Source organism: Blastococcus sp. SYSU DS0828, assembly GCF_054050975.1.
Genome location: NZ_JBJHAK010000018.1, coordinates 73224 through 93377 on the forward strand (window position 1 = coordinate 73224; position 20154 = coordinate 93377).

The 20154-nt window shown below is 73.1% G+C and carries 18 protein-coding genes; 12 read left to right on the forward strand and 6 right to left on the reverse strand.

What is annotated here, in order from left to right; all coding sequences use genetic code 11:
• The first annotated feature begins 100 nt into the window (after positions 1 to 100).
• Positions 101 to 685 carry a dCTP deaminase gene (gene dcd, locus ACI79Q_RS14680; protein ID WP_456590124.1) on the forward strand — a complete coding sequence of 195 codons (585 nt, stop codon included), beginning with the start codon at positions 101 to 103 and terminating at the stop codon, positions 683 to 685.
• On the opposite strand, the gene ACI79Q_RS14685 is transcribed toward dcd, so the two are convergent.
• From ACI79Q_RS14685 to ACI79Q_RS14695, 3 genes are all read right to left on the reverse strand, one after another.
• Positions 657 to 2012, reverse strand: coding sequence for an MFS transporter (locus ACI79Q_RS14685; RefSeq protein ID WP_456614908.1), 1356 nt, complete (start codon positions 2010 to 2012; stop codon positions 657 to 659). The genes dcd and ACI79Q_RS14685 overlap by 29 nt on opposite strands.
• A gap of 183 nt (positions 2013 to 2195) precedes the next feature.
• The gene (locus tag ACI79Q_RS14690; RefSeq protein WP_456590126.1) at positions 2196 to 4493 is read right to left on the reverse strand and encodes a (Fe-S)-binding protein; all 2298 of its coding nucleotides are present in this window, start codon (positions 4491 to 4493) and stop codon (positions 2196 to 2198) included.
• Positions 4494 to 4931: 438 nt separating this feature from the next.
• Positions 4932 to 5933, reverse strand: a complete 1002-nt coding sequence (locus ACI79Q_RS14695; protein WP_456614909.1) for a type IV toxin-antitoxin system AbiEi family antitoxin domain-containing protein — start codon at positions 5931 to 5933, stop codon at positions 4932 to 4934.
• A gap of 296 nt (positions 5934 to 6229) precedes the next feature.
• On the opposite strand from ACI79Q_RS14695, the gene dnaK reads away from it, so the two are divergent.
• The 7 genes from dnaK to ACI79Q_RS14730 all read left to right on the forward strand — a co-directional run bounded on the left by dnaK (position 6230) and on the right by ACI79Q_RS14730 (position 13347).
• Positions 6230 to 8092, forward strand: coding sequence for a molecular chaperone DnaK (gene dnaK / locus ACI79Q_RS14700; protein WP_456614910.1), 1863 nt, complete (start codon positions 6230 to 6232; stop codon positions 8090 to 8092).
• Positions 8089 to 8856 carry a nucleotide exchange factor GrpE gene (grpE, locus tag ACI79Q_RS14705; protein ID WP_456599957.1) on the forward strand — a complete coding sequence of 256 codons (768 nt, stop codon included), beginning with the start codon at positions 8089 to 8091 and terminating at the stop codon, positions 8854 to 8856. Before dnaK ends, grpE begins: the two co-directional genes overlap by 4 nt.
• A gap of 34 nt (positions 8857 to 8890) precedes the next feature.
• A complete protein-coding gene (gene dnaJ / locus ACI79Q_RS14710) occupies positions 8891 to 10096 on the forward strand; it encodes a molecular chaperone DnaJ (RefSeq protein WP_456590130.1) in 1206 nt (401 codons plus the stop codon).
• A complete protein-coding gene (locus ACI79Q_RS14715; protein WP_456590131.1) occupies positions 10093 to 10545 on the forward strand; it encodes a heat shock protein transcriptional repressor HspR in 453 nt (150 codons plus the stop codon). The genes dnaJ and ACI79Q_RS14715 overlap by 4 nt, the downstream gene beginning before the upstream one ends.
• Complete coding sequence (locus tag ACI79Q_RS14720) at positions 10542 to 11018, forward strand: MarR family winged helix-turn-helix transcriptional regulator (protein WP_456613220.1); 477 nt, start codon at positions 10542 to 10544, stop codon at positions 11016 to 11018. The genes ACI79Q_RS14715 and ACI79Q_RS14720 overlap by 4 nt, the downstream gene beginning before the upstream one ends.
• Positions 11019 to 11128: 110 nt before the next feature.
• A complete protein-coding gene (locus tag ACI79Q_RS14725) occupies positions 11129 to 11611 on the forward strand; it encodes a MarR family winged helix-turn-helix transcriptional regulator (protein WP_456590133.1) in 483 nt (160 codons plus the stop codon).
• Positions 11612 to 11664: 53 nt separating this feature from the next.
• A complete protein-coding gene (locus ACI79Q_RS14730) occupies positions 11665 to 13347 on the forward strand; it encodes a DHA2 family efflux MFS transporter permease subunit (RefSeq protein WP_456599955.1) in 1683 nt (560 codons plus the stop codon).
• Between the two features lie 60 nt (positions 13348 to 13407).
• Here ACI79Q_RS14730 and ACI79Q_RS14735 read toward each other — a convergent pair whose 3' ends face one another.
• The gene (locus ACI79Q_RS14735) at positions 13408 to 13845 is read right to left on the reverse strand and encodes an OsmC family protein (protein ID WP_456590135.1); all 438 of its coding nucleotides are present in this window, start codon (positions 13843 to 13845) and stop codon (positions 13408 to 13410) included.
• A gap of 75 nt (positions 13846 to 13920) precedes the next feature.
• The gene (locus ACI79Q_RS14740; RefSeq protein WP_456590136.1) at positions 13921 to 14391 is read right to left on the reverse strand and encodes a MarR family winged helix-turn-helix transcriptional regulator; all 471 of its coding nucleotides are present in this window, start codon (positions 14389 to 14391) and stop codon (positions 13921 to 13923) included.
• Between the two features lie 216 nt (positions 14392 to 14607).
• On the opposite strand from ACI79Q_RS14740, the gene clpB reads away from it, so the two are divergent.
• Both clpB and ACI79Q_RS14750 read left to right on the forward strand, forming a co-directional pair.
• Positions 14608 to 17193, forward strand: a complete 2586-nt coding sequence (gene clpB, locus ACI79Q_RS14745) for an ATP-dependent chaperone ClpB (RefSeq protein ID WP_456590137.1) — start codon at positions 14608 to 14610, stop codon at positions 17191 to 17193.
• A 162-nt stretch (positions 17194 to 17355) separates the two neighbouring features.
• Positions 17356 to 18126 carry a hypothetical protein gene (locus ACI79Q_RS14750; RefSeq protein ID WP_456614911.1) on the forward strand — a complete coding sequence of 257 codons (771 nt, stop codon included), beginning with the start codon at positions 17356 to 17358 and terminating at the stop codon, positions 18124 to 18126.
• A 13-nt stretch (positions 18127 to 18139) separates the two neighbouring features.
• On the opposite strand, the gene ACI79Q_RS14755 is transcribed toward ACI79Q_RS14750, so the two are convergent.
• A complete protein-coding gene (locus ACI79Q_RS14755; protein WP_456599953.1) occupies positions 18140 to 18601 on the reverse strand; it encodes a hypothetical protein in 462 nt (153 codons plus the stop codon).
• A 102-nt stretch (positions 18602 to 18703) separates the two neighbouring features.
• Between ACI79Q_RS14755 and ACI79Q_RS14760 the strand changes: the two genes are divergently transcribed.
• Complete coding sequence (locus ACI79Q_RS14760; protein ID WP_456614912.1) at positions 18704 to 19363, forward strand: fasciclin domain-containing protein; 660 nt, start codon at positions 18704 to 18706, stop codon at positions 19361 to 19363.
• Positions 19364 to 19418: 55 nt separating this feature from the next.
• A complete protein-coding gene (pyrE, locus tag ACI79Q_RS14765; RefSeq protein ID WP_456590141.1) occupies positions 19419 to 20021 on the forward strand; it encodes an orotate phosphoribosyltransferase in 603 nt (200 codons plus the stop codon).
• Positions 20022 to 20154: the final 133 nt, after the last annotated feature.

Here is a 20154-nt window from a genome sequence, read left to right on the forward strand (position 1 = left end):
CGAGAGGTCCAACGGGACGTGGGGAGGCGACAGCGCGCCGCGGGCAGCCGGCGCCGTTCGCCCGCACGGCGCGCGGACGCGGTTCCCTAGACTCCGCGCCATGCTGCTGAGCGACCGCGACATCACGGCCGCGATCGCCGGGGGACGCCTCGGCATCGAGCCCTACGACCCGGGGCTGGTGCAGCCGTCCAGCATCGACGTCCGGCTGGACCGGTACTTCCGGGTGTTCAACAACGCCCGCTACACCCACATCGACCCGGCGGAGCAGCAGGACGACCTCACGTCGCTGGTGGAGCCCGAGGGCGACGAGCCGTTCGTGCTCCACCCGGGTGAGTTCGTGCTGGGCTCCACGCTGGAGGTCGTCCGCATCCCCGACGACCTCGCCGCCCGGCTGGAGGGCAAGTCCTCGCTGGGCCGGCTGGGCCTGCTCACCCACTCGACGGCGGGCTTCGTCGACCCGGGGTTCTCCGGGCACATCACCCTGGAGCTGTCGAACGTCGCGAACCTGCCGATCACGCTGTGGCCGGGCATGAAGATCGGCCAGCTGTGCCTGTTCCGGCTGACCAGCGCGGCCGAGCACCCCTACGGCTCGGCGGTCTACGGCTCCCGGTACCAGGACCAGCGGGGGCCCACGCCGTCGCGCTCGTTCCGCAACTTCACCCGCGCGGAGACCCGGCGTCCCTAGCCTCGGCGGGCGGGGCGTCGTCGACGTCGGCCGCTGCCGGGACCTCGACGCCGGCGCTCTCCAGCACCTCGGTGGAGCGGCCCGCGGGTGACCAGCCGGGGACGGTGCGCTCCACCTCGTCGTCGACGAACACCTGCCGCGTGGCGATCCACCCGGCGACGGCGAGCACGGCGACGCCGGTGAGGGCGATGACGAACATGCCGTCGTAGCTGCCGGTCACCCCGCGGAGCACGCCCACGAGCAGCGGGCCGGCCCCGGCGATCACGTAGCCGATGCTCTGGCTGACGGTGGAGAGCGCGGAGACGGTCTCGGGCGTGCGCGCGCGCAGGCCGATGAGGGTGAGCACCATCGAGAAGGTGCCCATGCCGACGGCGATGAGGACCATCCACAGCCACGGGGCGACGGTCGGCGCCGTCCAGAGGCCCACCCAGCCGGTCACGTAGCAGGCGATGAAGAGCAGCAGCAGCGGGCGCTGCAGACGCGGCCGGACGGTCAGCGACGGGATGACGGCGCTCAGCGGCAGCCCGACGACGGAGTTCAGGCCCAGGAGGAGACCGGCGGTCGCCGCGCTCAGCCCCGAATCACGCAGGTACTGCGCCGACCAGCCGATGACGACGTAGGCCTGGAGCGCCTGCACGCCGAAGAAGGCGGTGATCGCCATCGCCGTAGGGCTGTGCACGAGGGCCCGCATCCGGACGGCGGTGTGGCCCTCGCGCGACACGTCGGGCGCGGCCGGCAGAGCCAGCCACACCCCCGCCGCGACGAGCGCCGGCAGCGCCCAGACGACGAGTGCCCAGCGCCAGCCCTCCCCCTCGGCGACGTCGGCGATCGGCTGCGAGGCCACCGCCGCGAGGGTCGCGCCCAGCCCCATCGCGGTGCTGTAGGCGCCGATCAGCGGGCCCGTCCGCCCCGGGAAGTGGCGCTTGACGAGCCCCGGAAGCATGACGTTGCCCAGCGCCCCGCCGGCCATGGCCAGCGCCGTGCCGGCGAGGAAGACCGGGAACGCCTCGGCCAGGCTGCGCAGCCCCAGCCCGACGGTCATCGCCACCAGGGCGCCGGCGAGGACGTGCGCGTCGCGGTAGCGCGCCGACAGCGCGGGGCCGGTGAACCCGATGAGCGCGAAGCAGAGCACCGGCATCGTGGTGATGACCCCGGCCAGGCCGCTGGAGATGCCCAGGCCCCGCTCGAGCTCCTCCAGCACCGGGCCGACGCTGGTGACCGCCGTGCGCAGGTTGAGCGCCGTGAGCACGATGGCCACGGCCATCAGCCCGAGACCGCGACGACGGTCGGTGCCGGTGGTGCTGCGTGCGGGGGCGGTGCGGGTCACCCGGAAAGCGTCCTCCGTGACCGGGTGCACACCGCCCCCGGGTGGGTGCGCGGCGCAACCACCGCGGGGTGCACGGCTCCGGAACGGCGACGGCGCGCACCCCGCGGGATGCGCGCCGTCGCACGGCCCCGTCCGGAGGCTCGCCCCGAGCATGCGAGGGGTGAGGAGGACGGGGTCCTTCTTCTACTTCGGGTCGTGATCCGTCGCGGCGGAGTCGAGGCCCACGACGTCGTCGTCCTTCGTGCCGACGTCGGCGCCCTGCTCGGCACCCTGCGCGCCGACGGCGACCGGCTGCATCGAGCGCAGCAGGATCTGGCTGACGTCGAGCACCTCGACGTGCTCGCCGGCCTCGCCGTTCTGCTTCTTGCTGGTCAGCGCGTCGCTGAGCATCGTGATGCAGAACGGGCACGCGGTGGAGATGACGTCGGGATCGAGCTCGAGGGCCTCCTCGGTGCGCTCCATGTTGATCCGCTTGCCGATCTTCTCCTCCATCCACATGCGGGCACCGCCGGCACCGCAGCAGAAGCCGCGGTCCTTGCAGCGATGCATCTCCTGCGTGGACAGGCCCTGGACGGAGTCGAGGATCTCCCGCGGGGGCGTGTAGACCTTGTTGTGCCGGCCCAGGAAGCACGGGTCGTGGTAGGTGACCTTGCGGTCGACCGGGGTGACCGGGGTCAGCCGGCCCTCCTCCACCAGCTTGCCGAGCAGCTGGGTGTGGTGCACGACCTCGTACTCGCCGCCGACCTGCGGGTACTCCCGCCCCAGCGAGTTGAAGCAGTGCGGGCAGGTGGCGACGATCTTGCGGGTGCCCGGCACCCGGCCCTCGAAGACGCCGTTGAGGGTCTCGACGTTCTCCATGGCCAGCTGCTGGAAGAGGAACTCGTTGCCCATGCGGCGGGCCGGGTCGCCCGAGCAGGTCTCGCCGTTGCCGAGCACGGCGAACTCGACGCCCGCGGTGTGCAGCAGCTCGGCGACCGCCTTGGTGACCTTCTTGGCGCGGTCGTCGACGGCGCCGGCGCAGCCGACCCAGAACAGGTACTCGACCTCGTGGGGGAGCGGGCCGTCGGCGACGCGAACCTCGAAGTCCATCTCCTTGATCCAGTCCTCGCGGACGTTGCCGCCCATGCCCCACGGGTTCCCGCGCTTCTCGAGGTTGGTCATCATGACCCCGGCCTCGGACGGGAAGTTGGACTCGATCAGCACCTGGTAGCGGCGCATGTCCTGGATGTGGTCGACGTGCTCGATGTCCACCGGGCACTGCTCGACGCAGGCGCCGCAGTTGGTGCAGCTCCACAGGACGTCGGGGTCGATGACCCCGCCCTCCTCGAGGGTGCCGACCAGCGGGCGGTGCGCCTGGGCGTCGTTGGTGCCCTCGATCCGGGCGTAGCCCGACGCCCAGACCTGCTCGTCGCTGGGCTTGAGGAGGTCGTAGTCGGGCGCGGACTCCGACGCCGTCTTCTCACCGAGCAGGTACGGGGCCTTGGCGTACAGGTGGTCCCGCAGGTCCATGATCACCATCTTCGGCGACAGGGGCTTGCCGGTGTTCCAGGCCGGGCACTGGCTCTGGCACCGCCCGCACTCGGTGCAGGTGGTGAAGTCCAGCATCCCCTTCCAGGTGAAGTCCTCGATCTTGCCGCGGCCGAAGACGTCGTCCTCGCCCGGGTCCTCGAAGTCGATCGGCTTGCCGCCGGAGGTCATGGCGGGCAGCGGGCCGAGCGCCGGGGCGCCGTCGGCCTCGCGCTTGAAGTAGATGTTGAAGAAGGCGCTGAACCGGTGCCAGGCGACACCCATGTTGAGGATGCGGCTGATGACCACCAGCCAGGTCAGCGACACCACGATCTTGATGAAGGCGACGATCGAGACGACGTCGGGGTTGTCCGGAAAGAGGTTCGACGCCAGGCTCGCGAACGGGTGCGACCAGGTCGGGGCGTCGTCCAGGCCGGAGGCGACCTTGGCCGCGCGGATGCTGAGGATGCTGATGCCGACGATCAGGACGACGGCCTCGACGAAGTAGCCCCGGCCCTCGTTGGACCCGGCGAAGCGGCTCCTGCGGCCCTGCCGGCGCGGGTGGTCGAGCTGGCGCCGGACGATCAGGTAGATGATCCCGAGGATCGTGCCGGCGCCGATCAGGTCGACGAAGAGGCTCCAGATCGCCCACTCGCCGATGAGCGGCAGGTGGAAGGCCGGGTTCCACACCTCGCCGAACGCCTCGACCAGCGTCAGGAACAGGCCGTAGAAGCCGACGAAGACGAACCAGTGGGCAACGCCGATGGTCGACCACTTCAGCATCCGGGTGTGGCCGATCGACTCGACCACCAGCGTCTTCAGCCGGCTCTTGACCGGGCCGAAGCGGGTGCCGTCGGGCTGGCCGGTGCGGATGATCCGCACCATCGCCCGGACGGCCCGGTAGGCCATCACGGACGCCACGATCAGGAACAGGACGCTGATAGTCCCCAGGACGATCTGCAGCGGGCCCGTCATGTTTTCCCCTCCCGTACGCCTGGCGGCGTCGGTCGTCTCCCGCCGGCCACGCGGGCGACGGGGCTGTGTGTGGTGCGCGCCCCGGTGCACCGGCCGGTGGGCCGGCGCCCGGAACGCATGCGGGCAGGCGCAGCCCGCACTCCAGGGCACGATAGCGGGCGCGCTCAGAGGCTACTCGCCGGTAACCCTGGGCGCGGCGCCGCGGATCGGCGAGCCCGGCCGAGGCGCTCCGCCCAGGGGTGACCCGTGACACGTCCCGTCGTCGTCCACCGATGTGCGACGTGACTGCAGCGTCCCTCCCCGCCACCTGGGTTCGCCGACCCGGGCCCGCGGCTGTCAGCTCAGGCCCGTGCCGCGGGGGTGGGTGTCGCCACCTCCGGCCCGCGCCCGCCGCCTGAGCGTTGTACGCCTGGGCTCGCGGCTACGGGCTTGGGCTGCTCAGCCCGCGCGCACCCGACCTCGCGCACGGGGGGTGGCGGTGAAGCGGCGTCCCGTGGGCGCCGGTGCTGCCAGGAGTTCGCGCAGCCGTGCTTCGACGCGGGGCCAGTCGCGGTCGACGTCCTCGTCGGCCACCCGGATCACGCGGACGCCCAGCGCCCGGAGTTCGTCCTCCCGCCGCTTCTCCTCCCAGAGCACCTGCGCCGGTGTCCGACCGCGCCACGGGTCTGTGTACTTCACCTTCCCGTCGAACTCGACCGCGACGGCGGCCGCTCCGAACCAGGCGTCGACCACTCCGACGAGGCGCCCCTCCGTCCGGATCTCCACCTGGAGCTCCGGCGCCGGAAATCCCGCCCCGAGGATGCGCAGGCGGCCCCGCGTCTCCAACGGCGATTCGGCGCGCCCGTCGGCGAGGGCCACCGCGCGGGCGGCGCGGCGGGCGCCCGGCCACCTCTGGAGCGCCGCCGCTCCCTGGGTGAGCTGCTGCACAGTGATGCGCTTCCGGAGCAGTGCGGCGTCCAGTGCGACCACCGCATCGTCGAGCGGCCACCGGCGCACCACGTCGAGCAGGGTGCGAGCGGTGGTGGTCACGCGGAGCAGCCCCTCGGAGGTGACGTCGTCCGGCCCGAGCGGCGCCTGGGTGATGCGGTAGCCCCGTCCCTGCCGGGACAGCCCGGGGTCGGTCAGGCGGATCGGACCCGCGGTGGAGCGCCTCGGGACCGGCAGCTCCCAAAGGTGTGCGGCCGTCTCGTGGCTCAGCGCCACGGTCGGGCGGTCGAGCTCCAGCAGGACGGCGAGGCACTCCAGCCGGTGGCGGGTGCCGTCTGTCGTCGCCGAGCGGACGGCTTCGGCCGTGGCGTAGACGCCGCGACGGAGGCGGACCCAGGTGCCCGACGAGAGGAGGCGGCGGATCTCGGGGTGGTCGTAGCCGGCGCGGCGGGCGTCCCGCGCGGTGAACAGGCCCAGCTGGCGCTCGGCGGCGGCGCGGAGGAGCGGGTGCACCGGTGCAGTGTCGAGCGTGCGCGGCGGTCGCGGTGGGTGGGCGGCGGATCTGTGGATCACTGCGCGGACCGCCACGGGCTTGTGGGTGCCACCCCAGCGTCGTGCCGCTGAGGGCGCGGCCACGAGGCTGGGGTGACGCGGCGAGGGAACGTGTGACGCGGGGCCCGGGAACACCGCCGCGCAGCTTGCCGTTACGGTGGACAGGAAAGTTGAGCGCACCACGCGCAATGCGGTCGCGCTCGGCTCCTCGCACGGACCAGTACCACCCCCAGCACACGGAAGAGAGGCCATCTCCCATGGCTCGAGCGGTCGGTATCGACCTCGGCACCACCAACTCCGTCGTCACCGTCCTCGAGGGCGGTGAGCCGACGGTCATCGCCAACTCCGAGGGTTCGCGCACCACCCCCTCGGTCGTGGCCTTCGCCAAGAACGGCGAGGTCCTCGTCGGGCAGTCGGCGAAGAACCAGGCGGTCACCAACGTCGACCGCACCATCCGGTCGGTCAAGCGCCACATGGGTACCGACTGGAAGACCGACGAGATCGACGGCAAGAAGTACACGCCGCAGGAGATCTCCGCGCGCATCCTGCAGAAGCTCAAGCGCGACGCCGAGACCTACCTGGGCGAGCCGGTCACCGACGCGGTCATCACCGTCCCCGCCTACTTCGAGGACGCCCAGCGCCAGGCCACGAAGGAGGCCGGTGAGATCGCCGGGCTCAACGTCCTGCGCATCGTCAACGAGCCGACCGCGGCCGCGCTGGCCTACGGCCTGGACAAGGGCGAGACCGAGCAGACGATCCTCGTGTTCGACCTCGGTGGCGGCACCTTCGACGTCTCGCTGCTCGAGATCGGCGACGGCGTCATCGAGGTGAAGGCCACCGCCGGTGACAACCACCTCGGTGGTGACGACTGGGACGAGCGCGTGGTCAAGCACCTGGTGCAGACGTTCAACGCCTCCAACGGCATCGACCTGTCCAAGGACAAGCTGGCCATGCAGCGGCTGCGCGAGGCGGCCGAGAAGGCCAAGATCGAGCTGTCGGGCGCGCAGTCGACGAACGTCAACCTGCCCTACATCACCGCCGGCGCCGAGGGCCCGCTGCACCTGGACGTCACGATGACCCGCGCCGAGTTCCAGCGGCTGACCCAGGACCTGCTCGACCGCACCCGGGCGCCGTTCAACCAGGCGATCCGCGACGCCGGCATCTCCGTCGGCGACATCGACCACGTGGTCCTGGTGGGTGGCTCGACCCGCATGCCGGCCGTCACCGAGCTGGTGCGCGAGCTGACCGGCGGCAAGGAGCCCAACAAGGGCGTCAACCCCGACGAGGTCGTGGCCATCGGCGCCGCGCTCCAGGCCGGTGTCCTCCGCGGCGAGGTCAAGGACGTCCTGCTGCTCGACGTCACCCCGCTGTCCCTGGGCATCGAGACCAAGGGCGGGATCATGACCAAGCTCATCGAGCGGAACACCACGATCCCGACCAAGCGCTCGGAGATCTTCACGACGGCCGACGACAACCAGCCCTCCGTGCAGATCCAGGTGTTCCAGGGCGAGCGCGAGATGGCGATGTACAACAAGAAGCTCGGCATGTTCGAGCTGACCGGGCTGCCCCCGGCGCCGCGCGGCGTCCCGCAGATCGAGGTCGCCTTCGACATCGACGCCAACGGCATCGTCCACGTCCACGCCAAGGACCTGGGCACCGGCAAGGAGCAGTCGATGACCATCACCGGCGGCTCGGCCCTCCCCAAGGAGGACATCGAGCGGATGATGAAGGACGCCGAGGCGCACGCCGAGGAGGACAAGCGCCGCCGCGAGGAGGCCGAGACCCGCAACCTCGCCGAGTCGCTGCAGTACCAGACCGAGAAGTTCCTGGCCGAGAACGGCGACAAGATCCCGGCCGAGAAGAAGGACGAGCTCGGCGAGGCGCTCACCGAGCTGCGCTCGGCCCTCGGCGGCTCGGACATCGACGCCATCAAGTCCGCCCAGGAGAAGGTGGCCCGGGTGTCCCAGGAGGTCGGCGGGGCGCTCTACGCCCAGCAGGCCGAGGCGGCCGGCGGAGCGCCCGGCGCCGAGGCCGGTGCCGGTGCGGCGGGTGGCCAGGCCACGGGTGACGACGACGTCGTCGACGCCGAGATCGTCGACGAGGACACCGACCGCCGATGACGGACAGGGAAGAGCAGCCGCGGGTCGTGATCCGCGACAGGCGGCGCATCGACCCCATCACTGGCGCAGTGCGGACGCCGGCCGGCGAGCAGCCGGCCGGCGTCCGGCCCGGTACCGACCTCCCAGGGGAGCAGATGAGCGAGCACGACATGCCGGCCGCCGATGAGGCCGCGGGCGCGCAGCAGGGCACGGGGCCGCAGCAGGACCCGGCGGCGCAGCAGGGGACCGAGCCGCAGGGGGGTGCCGCGCCGCAGTCGGCGGCGGACGGCGACCTGGCGCAGCAGCTGACCGAGCGCACCGAGGACCTGCAGCGGGTCACCGCCGAGTACGCCAACTACCGGCGGCGGGTGGACCGTGACCGGTCGCTCGTCGTCGACCAGGCCGCGGAGCGGTTCGCGACCCAGCTGTTCCCGATTGTCGACGACATCGAGCGGGCCCGTGACCACGGCGACCTCACCGGCGCCTTCAAGCTGGTCGCCGACCGCATCCTCGGGTTGCTCGACGGCCTCGGGGTCGAGGCGTTCGGCAAGGCCGGCGACGAGTTCGACCCGTCGCTGCACGAGGCCGTCATGCACGAGACCTCCGCCGAGGTGAGCGTCCCGACGGCCACCACCGTGCTGCGGCAGGGCTTCCGCCGGGGCGAGCGGGTGCTGCGGACCGCCATGGTCGCCGTCACCGAGCCGGAGGCGCCTGCGCGCGCCGAGTCCGCGGCGTCCGCCGAGTCCGGGGAGGCCGCCGAGCCCACCGACCAGGCCGCCGGCTGAGCGGCGTCCGACCGAGCGCGAGAGGGGGCGTCCGATGAGCACCCGTGACTTCATCGAGAAGGACTACTACGGCGCGCTCGGCGTTCCCCAGGACGCCGACGCGGCCGCGATCAAGAAGGCCTACCGCAAGCTGGCCACGGAGCTGCACCCGGACAAGAACCCGGGCAACACCGAGGCCGAGGCGCGGTTCAAGGAGGTCTCCGAGGCCTACGACGTGCTCTCCGATCCCAAGCGGCGCGGTGAGTACGACGACGCGCGACGCCTGTTCGGCGCCGGGGGAGCCGGTGCCCGTGCCGGGTTCCCCGGCGGCTTCCCGGGCGCCGGGCCCGGCGGGCAGCCCTTCGACCTCGGCGACCTGTTCGGCGCAGCCGGCGCCGGGGCGGGAGCCCGGGGGGCCGGTGGCCTGGGCGACATCCTGGGCGGGCTGTTCGGTGGGGCCGGTGGCGCGCGTGCGCGCAGCCAGGCCGCGTCCGGGCCCGCGCGGGGTCAGGACGTCGAGACCGAGGCGACGCTCTCCTTCGAGGAGGCCGTGCTCGGCGTCACCGTGCCGCTGCGGATGCAGAGCCCGGGCAGCTGCCCGACCTGCGCCGGCAGCGGCGCCCGCCCCGGCACCTCCCCGCACACCTGCCCGGTGTGCCAGGGCGCTGGTGTGACCAGTCGGAGCCAGGGCGCCTTCGCCTTCTCCGAGCCGTGCCGCAACTGCCGCGGCAGCGGCCAGGTCGTCGAGGACCCGTGCCCCACCTGCGCCGGGAGCGGGGTCACCAGCCAGACCCGCACCATCACCGTGCGGATCCCGGCGGGGGTCAAGGACGGTCAGCGGATCCGGCTGCCCGGCAAGGGAGCACCCGGGCGGCGCGGTGGCCCGGCCGGCGACCTGTTCGTCGTCGTCCACGTCGCGGAGCACCAGCTGTTCGGGCGCAAGGGCGAGGACCTCACCCTGACCGTGCCGATCACCTTCGCCGAGGCGGCGCTGGGCACCACGCTGACGGTGCCGACCCTGGACGGCACCGTGTCCCTCAAGGTCCCCGCCGGCACCGCGAGCGGCCGCACGCTGCGGGTCCGCGGACGGGGGGTGCCCACCAAGGGCCGCACCGGCGACCTGCTCGTGACCGTCGAGATCGCCGTCCCCGCGCGGCTGACCCCGGCGCAGCGCAAGGCGGTCGAGGCCCTGGCCGAGGAGATGGACGAGGACCCGCGCCCGCAGATCACCGCCGCGGTGCGGCGTGGAGGTGAGGGATGACCAGGCCGTCGGGTGGCCCGCTCGGTGAGGCGGGCCCGGCCGTCGCCGACGACGCCCCGGTGTTCGTGATCTCCGTGGCGGCCCAGCTGGCCGGGATGCACGCGCAGACGCTGCGGCAGTACGACCGGCTGGGGCTGGTCAGCCCCGGCCGGACCTCCGGCGGAGGGCGGCGGTACAGCCCCCGCGACGTCGCACTGCTGCGCGAGGTGCAGCGGCTGTCGCAGGAGGACGGGGTCAACCTGGCCGGCATCAAGCGGATCATCGAGCTGGAGTCCCAGGTCGAGGCGCTGCAGGCCCGGGTGCACGAGCTGCTCGAGGAGCTGCAGCACTCCGAGAACCGGCGGATGGCCGCGGAGGCGGCGATCCCGGCGGCCTACCGGGCCGATCTGGTGCCGCACCGGCGGCAGAGCTCGGCCCTCGTCGTCTGGCGCCCGGGAGGTGCCCGGTGAGCGGGCCGGACGCCGACGCCCACGAGGCCTTCGTCTCGCTGGAGCGGGAGATCGGTTTGCTGCTCCGGCGGTCCCGGGCCATCTCGACCCGGCTGGCGCGCGAGCTGCACCCCGATCTGGACGGCGCCGCGTACGGGCTGCTGGCGCTGTTGCAGGACGCCGGGCCGCTGCGGGCCAGTGACCTGGTCGCGCGGCTGGGGCTGGACAAGAGCACCGTCAGCCGCCAGTTGTCCAGCCTCGTGGAGCTGGGACTGGTCGACCGGGCGGCGGACCCCGACGACGGCCGGGCGCAGGTGCTGAGGCCGTCCGCCGAGGGGGCCGCGCGGCTGGCCGGCATCCGGACGGCCCGCCGGGCCCGCTGGGAGAGCGACCTCGCCGACTGGCCGGCCGAGGACGTCGCGACGCTCGCCGTCCTCCTCGAGCGACTGAACCGGATCGGCGAGGCGCGCGAGGCAGAGTCCACGGAGCGCTGACCCGCCCGGGCCGGGCGTGGCCGACGACACAGGAAGCTTCGTTGCAGACCGCAACCATATGATCGTATGGTTGCGGTCTACAAGCGTTTTCTCCGTCCTGAGGACGTCCCATGCCCATGCACCCCGACACACGTGACCGCCTCACCGCCGGCGTCGCCCAGCTGATCCGCGCCGGACGGCACCTGAGCTCCCGCGCGGCCGTGCAACTGCACGGCGACCTGCCGTCGTTCGGCTGGCCCCTGCTCGCCCCGCTCGAGCGGCAGGACGACCTCCGCTGCAGCGCGCTCGCCGCCCTCGCCGGGGTCGACGGCTCCGTCGCCAGCCGGCAGCTGGCCGCCCTGGAGCGGGCAGGCTACGTCCACCGCCGCCCCGATCCCCGCGACGGCCGGGCCGCGCTCTTCCGGCTCACCGACCAGGGAGCCCGGGCGCTCGCCACCTCGCGGGCGCTGCGTGCGGAGTGGGCGCTGACCGCCCTGGCCGGCTGGGACGAGGCGGACGCCCGGCGGCTCGCCGATCTGCTCGATCGGCTGGTGGCCGACATCGACGTCGTCGGCGGGCAGCCGCGCATCGATCCCGTGGCGGCGGCCCGATGACCGCCCGGCCCTCGCTCCCGCCCCGTTCTGCGCCAGTTCCGTCCAGGAGTCCCGTGAGCACCGTCCAGACCTCCGCGCCCGAGGCGCCCGTCGAGCAGCAGGGGAGGATGACGCACCGTCAGGTGCTGGAGGCCCTCTCCGGCATGTTGCTGGCGATGTTCGTGGCGTTCCTGTCCTCGACCGTCGTCTCCAACGCGCTGCCGACGATCATCACCGAGCTGCGGGGCACGCAGAACCAGTACACCTGGGTGATCACGGCGACCCTGCTGGCCTCGACGGCGTCCACGCCGATCTGGGGCAAGCTCGCCGACCTGTTCAGCAAGAAGCTGCTGATCCAGCTGTCGATCGTCATCTTCATCGTCGGCTCGATGCTGGCCGGCCTCGCGCAGTCGGTGGACACGCTCATCGCGTGGCGCGTCCTGCAGGGCCTGGGCCTCGGCGGCCTGCAGGCGCTGGTGCAGATCGCGATGGCCGCGATGATCAGCCCGCGCGAGCGCGGTCGCTACTCCGGTCTGCTAGGTGCCGTCATGGCGGTCGCCACGGTCGGCGGTCCGCTGCTGGGCGGCCTGCTGGTCGACACCAGCTGGCTCGGCTGGCGCTGGTGCTTCTACGTCGGCGTCCCGTTCGCCGCCGTCGCGCTGGTGCTGCTGCAGCGCACCCTGCACCTGCCGGTGACGAAGCGAGCCGTGACGATCGACTACCTCGGTGCCGCCCTCCTCGCCGCTGCGGTCTCGGCCCTGCTCATCTGGGTCACCCTGGCCGGCAGCAGCTTCGCGTGGGCCTCGGTCGAGACGGCGCTGTTCCTCGGCGGGGCGGCGCTGGCAGTGGTGGCGTTCCTCGTGACCGAGCTGCGGGCCGCGGAGCCGATCGTGCCGCTGCGGCTGTTCCGGGACCGCACCACCACGCTCGCCATCATCGCCAGCGTCGCCGTCGGCATGGCGATGTTCGGCTCCACGGTGTTCCTGGGCCAGTACCTGCAGATCTCCCGCGGGTACTCGCCCACCGAGGCCGGGCTGCTCACCATCCCGATGGTCGGCGGCCTGCTGATCTCCTCCACGGTCTCCGGTCTGCTCATCACCCGGTTCGGCCGGTGGAAGTCCTACCTGACGGCCGGTTCGGTCCTGGTCGTCGCCGGCTTCGCGCTGCTCGCGACGATCGATCACGAGACCGACATGGTCCTGCTGAGCTTCTTCCTGTTCGTGCTCGGCGTCGGGATCGGGATGAGCATGCAGAACCTCGTCCTCGCCGTGCAGAACACCGTGGCGGCGACCGATCTGGGGGCGGCGAGCTCCGCGGTCGCCTTCTTCCGCAGCCTCGGCGGCACGATCGGCGTCTCGGTGCTCGGTGCGGTGCTGAGCAACCACGTCGGGAACCTGATCCGGGGCGGCCTGGCCGACATCCCCGGTGCGGCCGAGGCCGCCGCGGCAGGTGGCGGGGACATCGGCCTGGCTGATCTCGCGGATGCGCCGGCGCCGATCCAGGAGCTCATCCGCATCTCCTACGGCGACGCGACCGGCCGGGTCTTCCTGATCTCCGCCGTCGTGGCGGTCGTCGCCGTCCTCGCGGTGCTGTTCATCCGCGAGGTGGCGCTGCGCACCGAGACCGGTGACGAGCGCCAGGCGGCCGAGCGTTCCGACGCCGTGCGCATCGACACCGACGCCATCGAGGGCCGGGACGCCGGGGGCGAGCGCACCGACGAGGTGGCGCACGCCGGATCCGGGGCCGCCACCCGCTGACCTGACCGTCCGACGGCCCGTCTCCCTCGGGGAGGCGGGCCGTCGCCGTTCAGCCGGAGGTCACCCCTCCAGCGAGGCGTCCAGCGTGATCTCGGTACCGGCCAGCGCCTTGCTCACCGGGCAGCCGGCCTTGGCCGCCTGCGCGGCCTTGTCGAAGCCGGCGGCGTCCAGGCCGTCGACCTCGCCGCGCACGGTGAGCTTGACCCCGGTGATCGCCGGGGCTCCGTCCTGCTGGCCGAGCGTGACGTCGGCCGAGACCTCGAGCGACTGCGGGGTGCCGCCGGCCTTGCCGATCTCACTGGAGAGCGCCATGGCGAAGCAGGCGGAGTGCGCCGCCGCGATCAGCTCCTCGGGGCTGGTGGCACCGGCTGCCTCGTCGGCGGTGCGCTTGGGGAACGACACCTCGTAGGTGCCGATCTTGGAGCTGGAGAGCTCCACCTGTCCCGAGCCCTCCTGGAGGGTCCCGTTCCAGGCGGTGCGGGCGGTACGAGTGGGCATGTCGTCCCTTCGGGCCGTGGCCGCCCCTGGCTCGGGCGGCACCGTGGCCGCCCTCCTACCCGCTCGGGCGGAGCCCTACCGTCCGGACTCGGCCTGCTCCGCGGCCGCGCCGTTGACCCGGTCGGTGAGCAACCGGAGCCGGGCCTTCAGGTCGTCGAACTCGCTGGCGTCGAACCCGATCGCGCCGATCATCTCCTCGGAGATGGCCATGGCCTTGTCCTGCAGCGCCCGGCCCGCGTCGGTGAGCGCGATCGAGACCGACCGCTCGTCCTCGACCCGCCGGTGGCGGGTGACCAGCCCCGCGGCCGTCAGGCGCTTGAGCAGCGGCGACAGCGTGCCGCTGTCCAGGGCCAGGCGGGAGCCGAGCTGGCCGACCGTCTGGTTGTCGGACTCCCAGAGGAGCAGCATCACCAGGTACTGGGGGTAGGTCAGACCGATCGCGTCGAGCATGGGGCGGTACCGCGCGGTCACCGCCCGGGACGCGGCGTACAGCGCGAAGCACAGCTGATCGTCGAGTGCGACGCTCGGGGCTGGCAGGGCGGTCATGTCGCCAGTCTAGGGGCTGGCGTCAGCGGACTCGGGACCTTCCGCCCTTGCGCCTCCCCGGATGGGCGACCTAACGGCCGGTGGGGACCCGCGGGGACGGTCGAACGGGCAGAGTTGAGCGGAACAGACTCAACCCATGGTTCGTTGCAGGAGTCGATGGCGCCGCCCACGGACGGACGGCGTCCCCCAGCCACACGAAAGGACGTGCGTCCGAGCATGGAGAGCAAGCTCACGACCCGCTCGCAGGAGGCCGTTGCCGGCGCTCAGCGTCTCGCCGTCGGCCGGGGTCAGGCGGCCCTGGAGCCGCTGCACCTGTTGGTCGCCCTGCTGGAGCAGGCCGACGGCATCGCCGGTCCACTGCTGACCGCGGTCGGTGCCGACCCGGCCGACGTGCGCAGCAAGGCCGACGCCGCGCTGCGCCGCATGCCGAGCGTCAGCGGCGCGACGGTCTCCGCGCCCGCACCCTCGCGCGAGTTCCTCCGGGTGATCAACGCCGCGTCGGAGCAGGCCGGGGCCCTCGGCGACGAGTACGTCTCCACGGAGCACCTGCTGGTCGGGCTGGCCGGCTCGGAGGGCGAGGCCGGGGCCGTGCTCACCAGCGCCGGTGCCACCCGTGACGCGCTGCTGGCGGCCTTCCGCACTGTGCGCGGCAACCGCAAGGTGACCAGCGCCGACCCCGAGGCCACCTACCAGGCGCTCGAGAAGTTCGCCGTCGACCTGACCGAGCGCGCCCGTGACGGCAAGATCGACCCGGTCATCGGCCGCGACACCGAGATCCGCCGCGTGGTGCAGGTGCTCTCCCGCCGGACCAAGAACAACCCCGTCCTCATCGGCGAGCCGGGTGTCGGCAAGACGGCCATCGTCGAGGGCCTGGCCCAGCGGATCGTCGCCGGTGACGTCCCGGAGAGCCTCAAGGGCAAGCGGCTCATGGCGCTGGACCTGGCGTCCATGGTCGCCGGCGCGAAGTACCGCGGTGAGTTCGAGGAGCGGCTGAAGGCCGTCCTGCAGGAGATCACCGAGGCCGAGGGCGAGATCATCACCTTCATCGACGAGCTGCACACCATCGTCGGTGCCGGCGCGACCGGCGACGGCGCCATGGACGCCGGCAACATGATCAAGCCGATGCTCGCCCGCGGCGAGCTCCGCATGGTCGGCGCCACCACGCTCGACGAGTACCGCGAGCACATCGAGAAGGATCCGGCGCTGGAGCGGCGCTTCCAGCAGGTCTTCGTCGGCGAGCCCAGCGTCGAGGACACCATCGGCATCCTGCGCGGCCTCAAGGAGCGCTACGAGGTGCACCACGGCGTGCGCATCACCGACGGCGCGATCGTCGCCGCCGCCACGCTGTCGGACCGGTACGTCACGTCCCGGTTCCTGCCCGACAAGGCGATCGACCTGGTGGACGAGGCCGCCAGCCGGCTGCGCATGGAGATCGACAGCCGGCCGGTGGAGGTCGACGAGGTCGAGCGCGCCGTCCGGCGGCTGGAGATCGAGGAGATGGCGCTGGCCAAGGAGGACGACCCGTCGTCCCTCGAGCGGCTGGCCGCGCTGCGCGAGGACCTCGCCGACAAGCGCGAGGAGCTGGCCGAGCTGACCGCGCGCTGGCAGCAGGACAAGAGCGCCATCACCCGCATCCAGCAGATCAAGGAGGAGCTGGAGCGGCTGCGGCTGGAGGCCGAGCGCGCGGAGCGCGAGGGTGAGCTCGCCCGGGTCGCCGAGCTGCGCTACGGGCGCCTGCCGCAGCTGGAGAAGGCGCTGACCGAGGCCGAGGCGTCGGTCGAGGAGCAGGCCTCCATGCTGAAGGAGGAGGTCGGCCCCGACGACATCGCCGAGGTCGTCCAGGCCTGGACCGGCATCCCCGCCGGCCGGCTGCTGGAGGGCGAGACCCAGAAGCTGCTGCGCATGGAGGAGGAGCTCGGTGGGCGGGTCGTCGGGCAGCCGGATGCGGTGCGGGCGGTCTCCGACGCCGTCCGGCGGGCGCGCTCCGGCGTCGCAGACCCCGACCGGCCGACCGGCTCGTTCCTGTTCCTCGGCCCCACCGGCGTCGGCAAGACCGAGCTGGCGAAGGCGCTGGCGGGCTTCCTGTTCGACGACGAGAGGGCCATGGTCCGCGTCGACATGAGCGAGTACTCCGAGAAGCACTCGGTGGCCCGGCTCGTGGGGGCCCCTCCCGGCTACGTCGGCTACGAGGCCGGCGGTCAGCTCACCGAGGCGGTGCGCCGCCGTCCGTACACCGTCGTCCTGCTCGACGAGGTGGAGAAGGCGCACCCCGACGTCTTCGACGTCCTGCTGCAGGTGCTCGACGACGGGCGGCTGACCGACGGCCAGGGCCGGACCGTGGACTTCCGCAACACGATCCTGATCCTGACGTCGAACCTCGGATCGCAGATCATCGCCGACCAGTCGGTGCCCGAGGAGCGGCGCCGCGACGCCGTGCTGGGCGTCGTGCGGTCGCACTTCAAGCCGGAGTTCCTCAACCGCCTCGACGACGTCGTGGTGTTCCGGGCGCTGGGCAGCGAGGAGCTGACCGGGATCGTCGACATCCAGGTCGGCGTCCTGGCCCGCCGGCTGGCCGCCCGCCGGCTGACCCTGACGGTCACCGATGCCGCGCGCGACTGGCTGGCGCTCAACGGCTTCGACCCGGTCTACGGGGCCCGGCCGCTGCGCCGGCTGGTGCAGTCGGCGATCGGCGACCAGCTGGCCAAGGCGCTGCTGGCCGGGGAGATCCGGGACGGCGACGAGGTCGTCGTCGACTGGCCGGGTGGTGACGTCGAGGGGCTGCGCGTCACCCGCGGCGCGTAACCGCCCGCGGGCGGGCCTGGCCCCCGTCGCCGCGCCCGCCGGGCCCCCTGCGGTCCGGCGGGCGCGCCGTCCGATCGGGTGGGACCGCGTGCCCTGCTGGTCCCCGCCCGCGTCGTCGTCGATGATCGCGGCGACGACGGGGACCGGGGAGGCGGAGGCACGATGACGGCGGGGCAGGACGACCAGCACGGCCAGCAGCAGGGGCAGCCCGAGGGGCAGGGCGACCGGCCGCAGCCGGGGTGGGATCAGCCCTCGGGCCAGCCGCCCTACGGGGGTCAGCCGCCCTACGGGGGTCAGCCGCCGTACGGAGGGCAGCCGCCCTACGGCCAGGGACCGCAGAACCCGTACGCCCAGAACCCGTACGGCCAGAACCCGTACGGCCAGAATCCGTACGGCTACGCCCCCGCGCCCTCGGCCCCCACGGGCGGAGGGCCCGGCGCGCCGGCACCCCTGGACCGCCCGGTCACGGTGCGCGCCGGGATCGGCGCCTTCCTCGCCGCACTGGTGCTCAGCGCCGTCGCCGCCGTCGCCACGCTGCTCAACTGGGACGAGTTCGTGGCCTGGGCGCTGGACGAGTCGAGCACCGACCTGGAAGGGCCCGAGTTCGAGGGCCTCGACCCCGAGGCGTTCGCCGAGCTCATCGGCCAGATCACGATCGGCATCACGGTCCTGGTGCTCGCGCTGCAGTTCCTGTTCCTGGGGTTCGCCTGGCAGGGCCGCAACTGGGCGCGGATCGGGCTGTGGGTCCTCGGTGGTCTCACGCTGCTCACCGGCCCGTTCAACGCCGTTGCCAGCGGGCCGCTGCCGTTCGTCAACACGCTCACGTGGTTCCGGCTCGCCCTCACCGCCGCCGGGGTCGTGCTGCTGGCGGCGAAGCCGTCCAACGACTGGTACCGCTTCCGCAAGTGGCAGCGCGCCACCGGGCAGGGCTGAGCCGGGGCGGCCCTCAGCCGGGACCGGCGTTCACCCAGTCCCGCGTCGTGCGCGCCGCCAGGCTGGTCGCCGCCGCGACCGACAGCACCAGCAGGAGGAGCGCGACGACGGTGGTGCCACCCGCGGTGAACATCGTGGACAGCAGCACCACCGCCAGCACGATCGTCGCGACCAGCCCGGTCCACCGGCCCCACCGGTGGCGGCCCGCCAGCGCCCAGGCCGAGACGCCGTAGCCGACCCCGAGGACGAGCGGGACGGTGGTGTTGACCAGCAGGAACTGCTGCGCCTCGTCCCGGGTGAGCCCGCCCTCGGTCAGCACCTCGACGACGCCCTCACGCCCGAGCCAGGTGATCGTCACGTAGAGCACGAGCAGGGCGGCGAGGGTCGCCAGCAGGGCGATGGCGACCCTCGCCGACGGCGGTGCCTGCCGGGTCGGGTCTCCGTCGGCGGGGCGGGGGCGGGGTTCGCGCGGCACGCGTCCAGCCTGGCAGACGGCCCGGCCGCAGCACCGCGCCCGCGGCCGGCGCACGCGCGATCGTGACCCCGCCGTCGCACGGGAACAGACAGGATCACCACCATGACGCGCACCCCGACCCGCCGCGTTCTGCTCATCGCCGTCTCCAGCCTGGCGATCACGCTGAGCGCCTGCGGCTCCGACGACCCTGCCGGCAGCACCGCCGGCACCACCCCCGCCACCACCAGCTCCGCGCCGGAGACGAGTGCGGCGGCGCCGGCCTTCGACGGGCCGTTCGGCGAGGGCTGCGCAGCGGTGCCCGCCGAGGGCCCGGGCAGCTTCGAGGGCATGAGCGCCGATCCGGTGGCCACCGCGGCCGGCAACACCCCGGCGCTGTCGACCCTCGTGCAGGCCGTGCAGGCCGCGAACCTGGTCGAGACCCTGAACACCACGGAGGACATCACCGTCCTGGCACCGTCGAACCCGGCGTTCGAAGCCCTCCCCCCGGACGCGCTGAACGGGCTGCTCGCCGACACCCCGGCGTTGACCGCGGTGCTCACCCACCACCTCATCCCGGGCCGCCTGGCCCCGGACGAGCTGGCCGGCACGCACGCCACGCTGAGCAACGACGAGGTGACCATCGAGCGCTCCGGCGAGAACTTCACCATCGGCGCCGAGGCGACCATCGTCGGCGAGGAGGCGACGGTGGTGTGCGGCAACGTGCAGACGGCGAACGCGACCGTCTACATCATCGACCAGGTGCTCCAGCCCGCCGGCCTGTGAGGGCCGGTGCGTCGCCCGGACTCCGCCGGGCGAGGCGCTCAGTAGGGTCCGTGCCATGGAGAAGGACCTCGTTCCCCCCCACACCTCGTCCCTCGGCGCGGGCCCCTGGAGCGAGGCCTCGCTGCCCGACCGCGACCGGCTGCTGCAGCTGATCCTCGACCTCGCCGTGGTGCACGGGAAGGTCACGCTCTCCTCCGGGCAGGAGGCCGACTGGTACATCGACATGCGCCGGCTCACGCTGCACCACGAGGGCGCGCCGCTGGTCGGGCGCGTGATGCGGCAGCTCACCGGCGACCTGCGCTACGACGTCGTCGGCGGGCTCACCCTCGGCGCCGACCCGGTCGCCACGGCGATGCTGCACGCCGCCGCGGCGGGCGAGGGCTTCCTCGACGCCTGCGTCGTCCGCAAGGCGGGCAAGGCCCACGGCCTGCAGCGCCGGATCGAGGGGCCGGACGTCGCCGGCCGCGCCGTCCTGGTCGTCGAGGACGTCTCCACCACCGGCGGCAGCCCGCTGACCGCGGCGCAGGCGTTGCAGGAGGCCGGCGCGGAGGTGGTCGCGATCGCGGTGATCGTCGACCGCGGTGGGCGCGCGGCGGTGGAGGAGGCCGGTTTCGAATACCGGGCCGCTTTCACCCTCGCCGACCTCGACCTCGCCTAGCCCGTCCGGGGGGGGGGGGGGGGGGGGGGGGGGGGGGGGGGGGGGGGGGGGGGGGGGGGGGGGGGGGGGGGGGGGGGGGGGGGGGGGGGGGGGGGGGGGGGGGGGGGGGGGGGGGGGGGGGGGGGGGGGGGGG

What these genes read in the sequence shown, in the direction of transcription:
- grpE (WP_456599957.1), top strand. Translation starts at nt 8,089, where the DNA reads ATGACGGACAGGGAAGAGCAGCCGCGGGTCGTGATCCGCGACAGGCGG.
- pyrE (WP_456590141.1), top strand. Translation starts at nt 19,419, where the DNA reads ATGGAGAAGGACCTCGTTCCCCCCCACACCTCGTCCCTCGGCGCGGGC.
- dcd (WP_456590124.1), top strand. Translation starts at nt 101, where the DNA reads ATGCTGCTGAGCGACCGCGACATCACGGCCGCGATCGCCGGGGGACGC.
- ACI79Q_RS14690 (WP_456590126.1), bottom strand. Translation starts at nt 4,493, where the DNA reads ATGACGGGCCCGCTGCAGATCGTCCTGGGGACTATCAGCGTCCTGTTC.
- ACI79Q_RS14750 (WP_456614911.1), top strand. Translation starts at nt 17,356, where the DNA reads ATGACGGCGGGGCAGGACGACCAGCACGGCCAGCAGCAGGGGCAGCCC.
- ACI79Q_RS14715 (WP_456590131.1), top strand. Translation starts at nt 10,093, where the DNA reads ATGACCAGGCCGTCGGGTGGCCCGCTCGGTGAGGCGGGCCCGGCCGTC.
- dnaK (WP_456614910.1), top strand. Translation starts at nt 6,230, where the DNA reads ATGGCTCGAGCGGTCGGTATCGACCTCGGCACCACCAACTCCGTCGTC.
- ACI79Q_RS14760 (WP_456614912.1), top strand. Translation starts at nt 18,704, where the DNA reads ATGACGCGCACCCCGACCCGCCGCGTTCTGCTCATCGCCGTCTCCAGC.
- ACI79Q_RS14740 (WP_456590136.1), bottom strand. Translation starts at nt 14,391, where the DNA reads ATGACCGCCCTGCCAGCCCCGAGCGTCGCACTCGACGATCAGCTGTGC.
- ACI79Q_RS14735 (WP_456590135.1), bottom strand. Translation starts at nt 13,845, where the DNA reads ATGCCCACTCGTACCGCCCGCACCGCCTGGAACGGGACCCTCCAGGAG.
- clpB (WP_456590137.1), top strand. Translation starts at nt 14,608, where the DNA reads ATGGAGAGCAAGCTCACGACCCGCTCGCAGGAGGCCGTTGCCGGCGCT.
- dnaJ (WP_456590130.1), top strand. Translation starts at nt 8,891, where the DNA reads ATGAGCACCCGTGACTTCATCGAGAAGGACTACTACGGCGCGCTCGGC.
- ACI79Q_RS14725 (WP_456590133.1), top strand. Translation starts at nt 11,129, where the DNA reads ATGCCCATGCACCCCGACACACGTGACCGCCTCACCGCCGGCGTCGCC.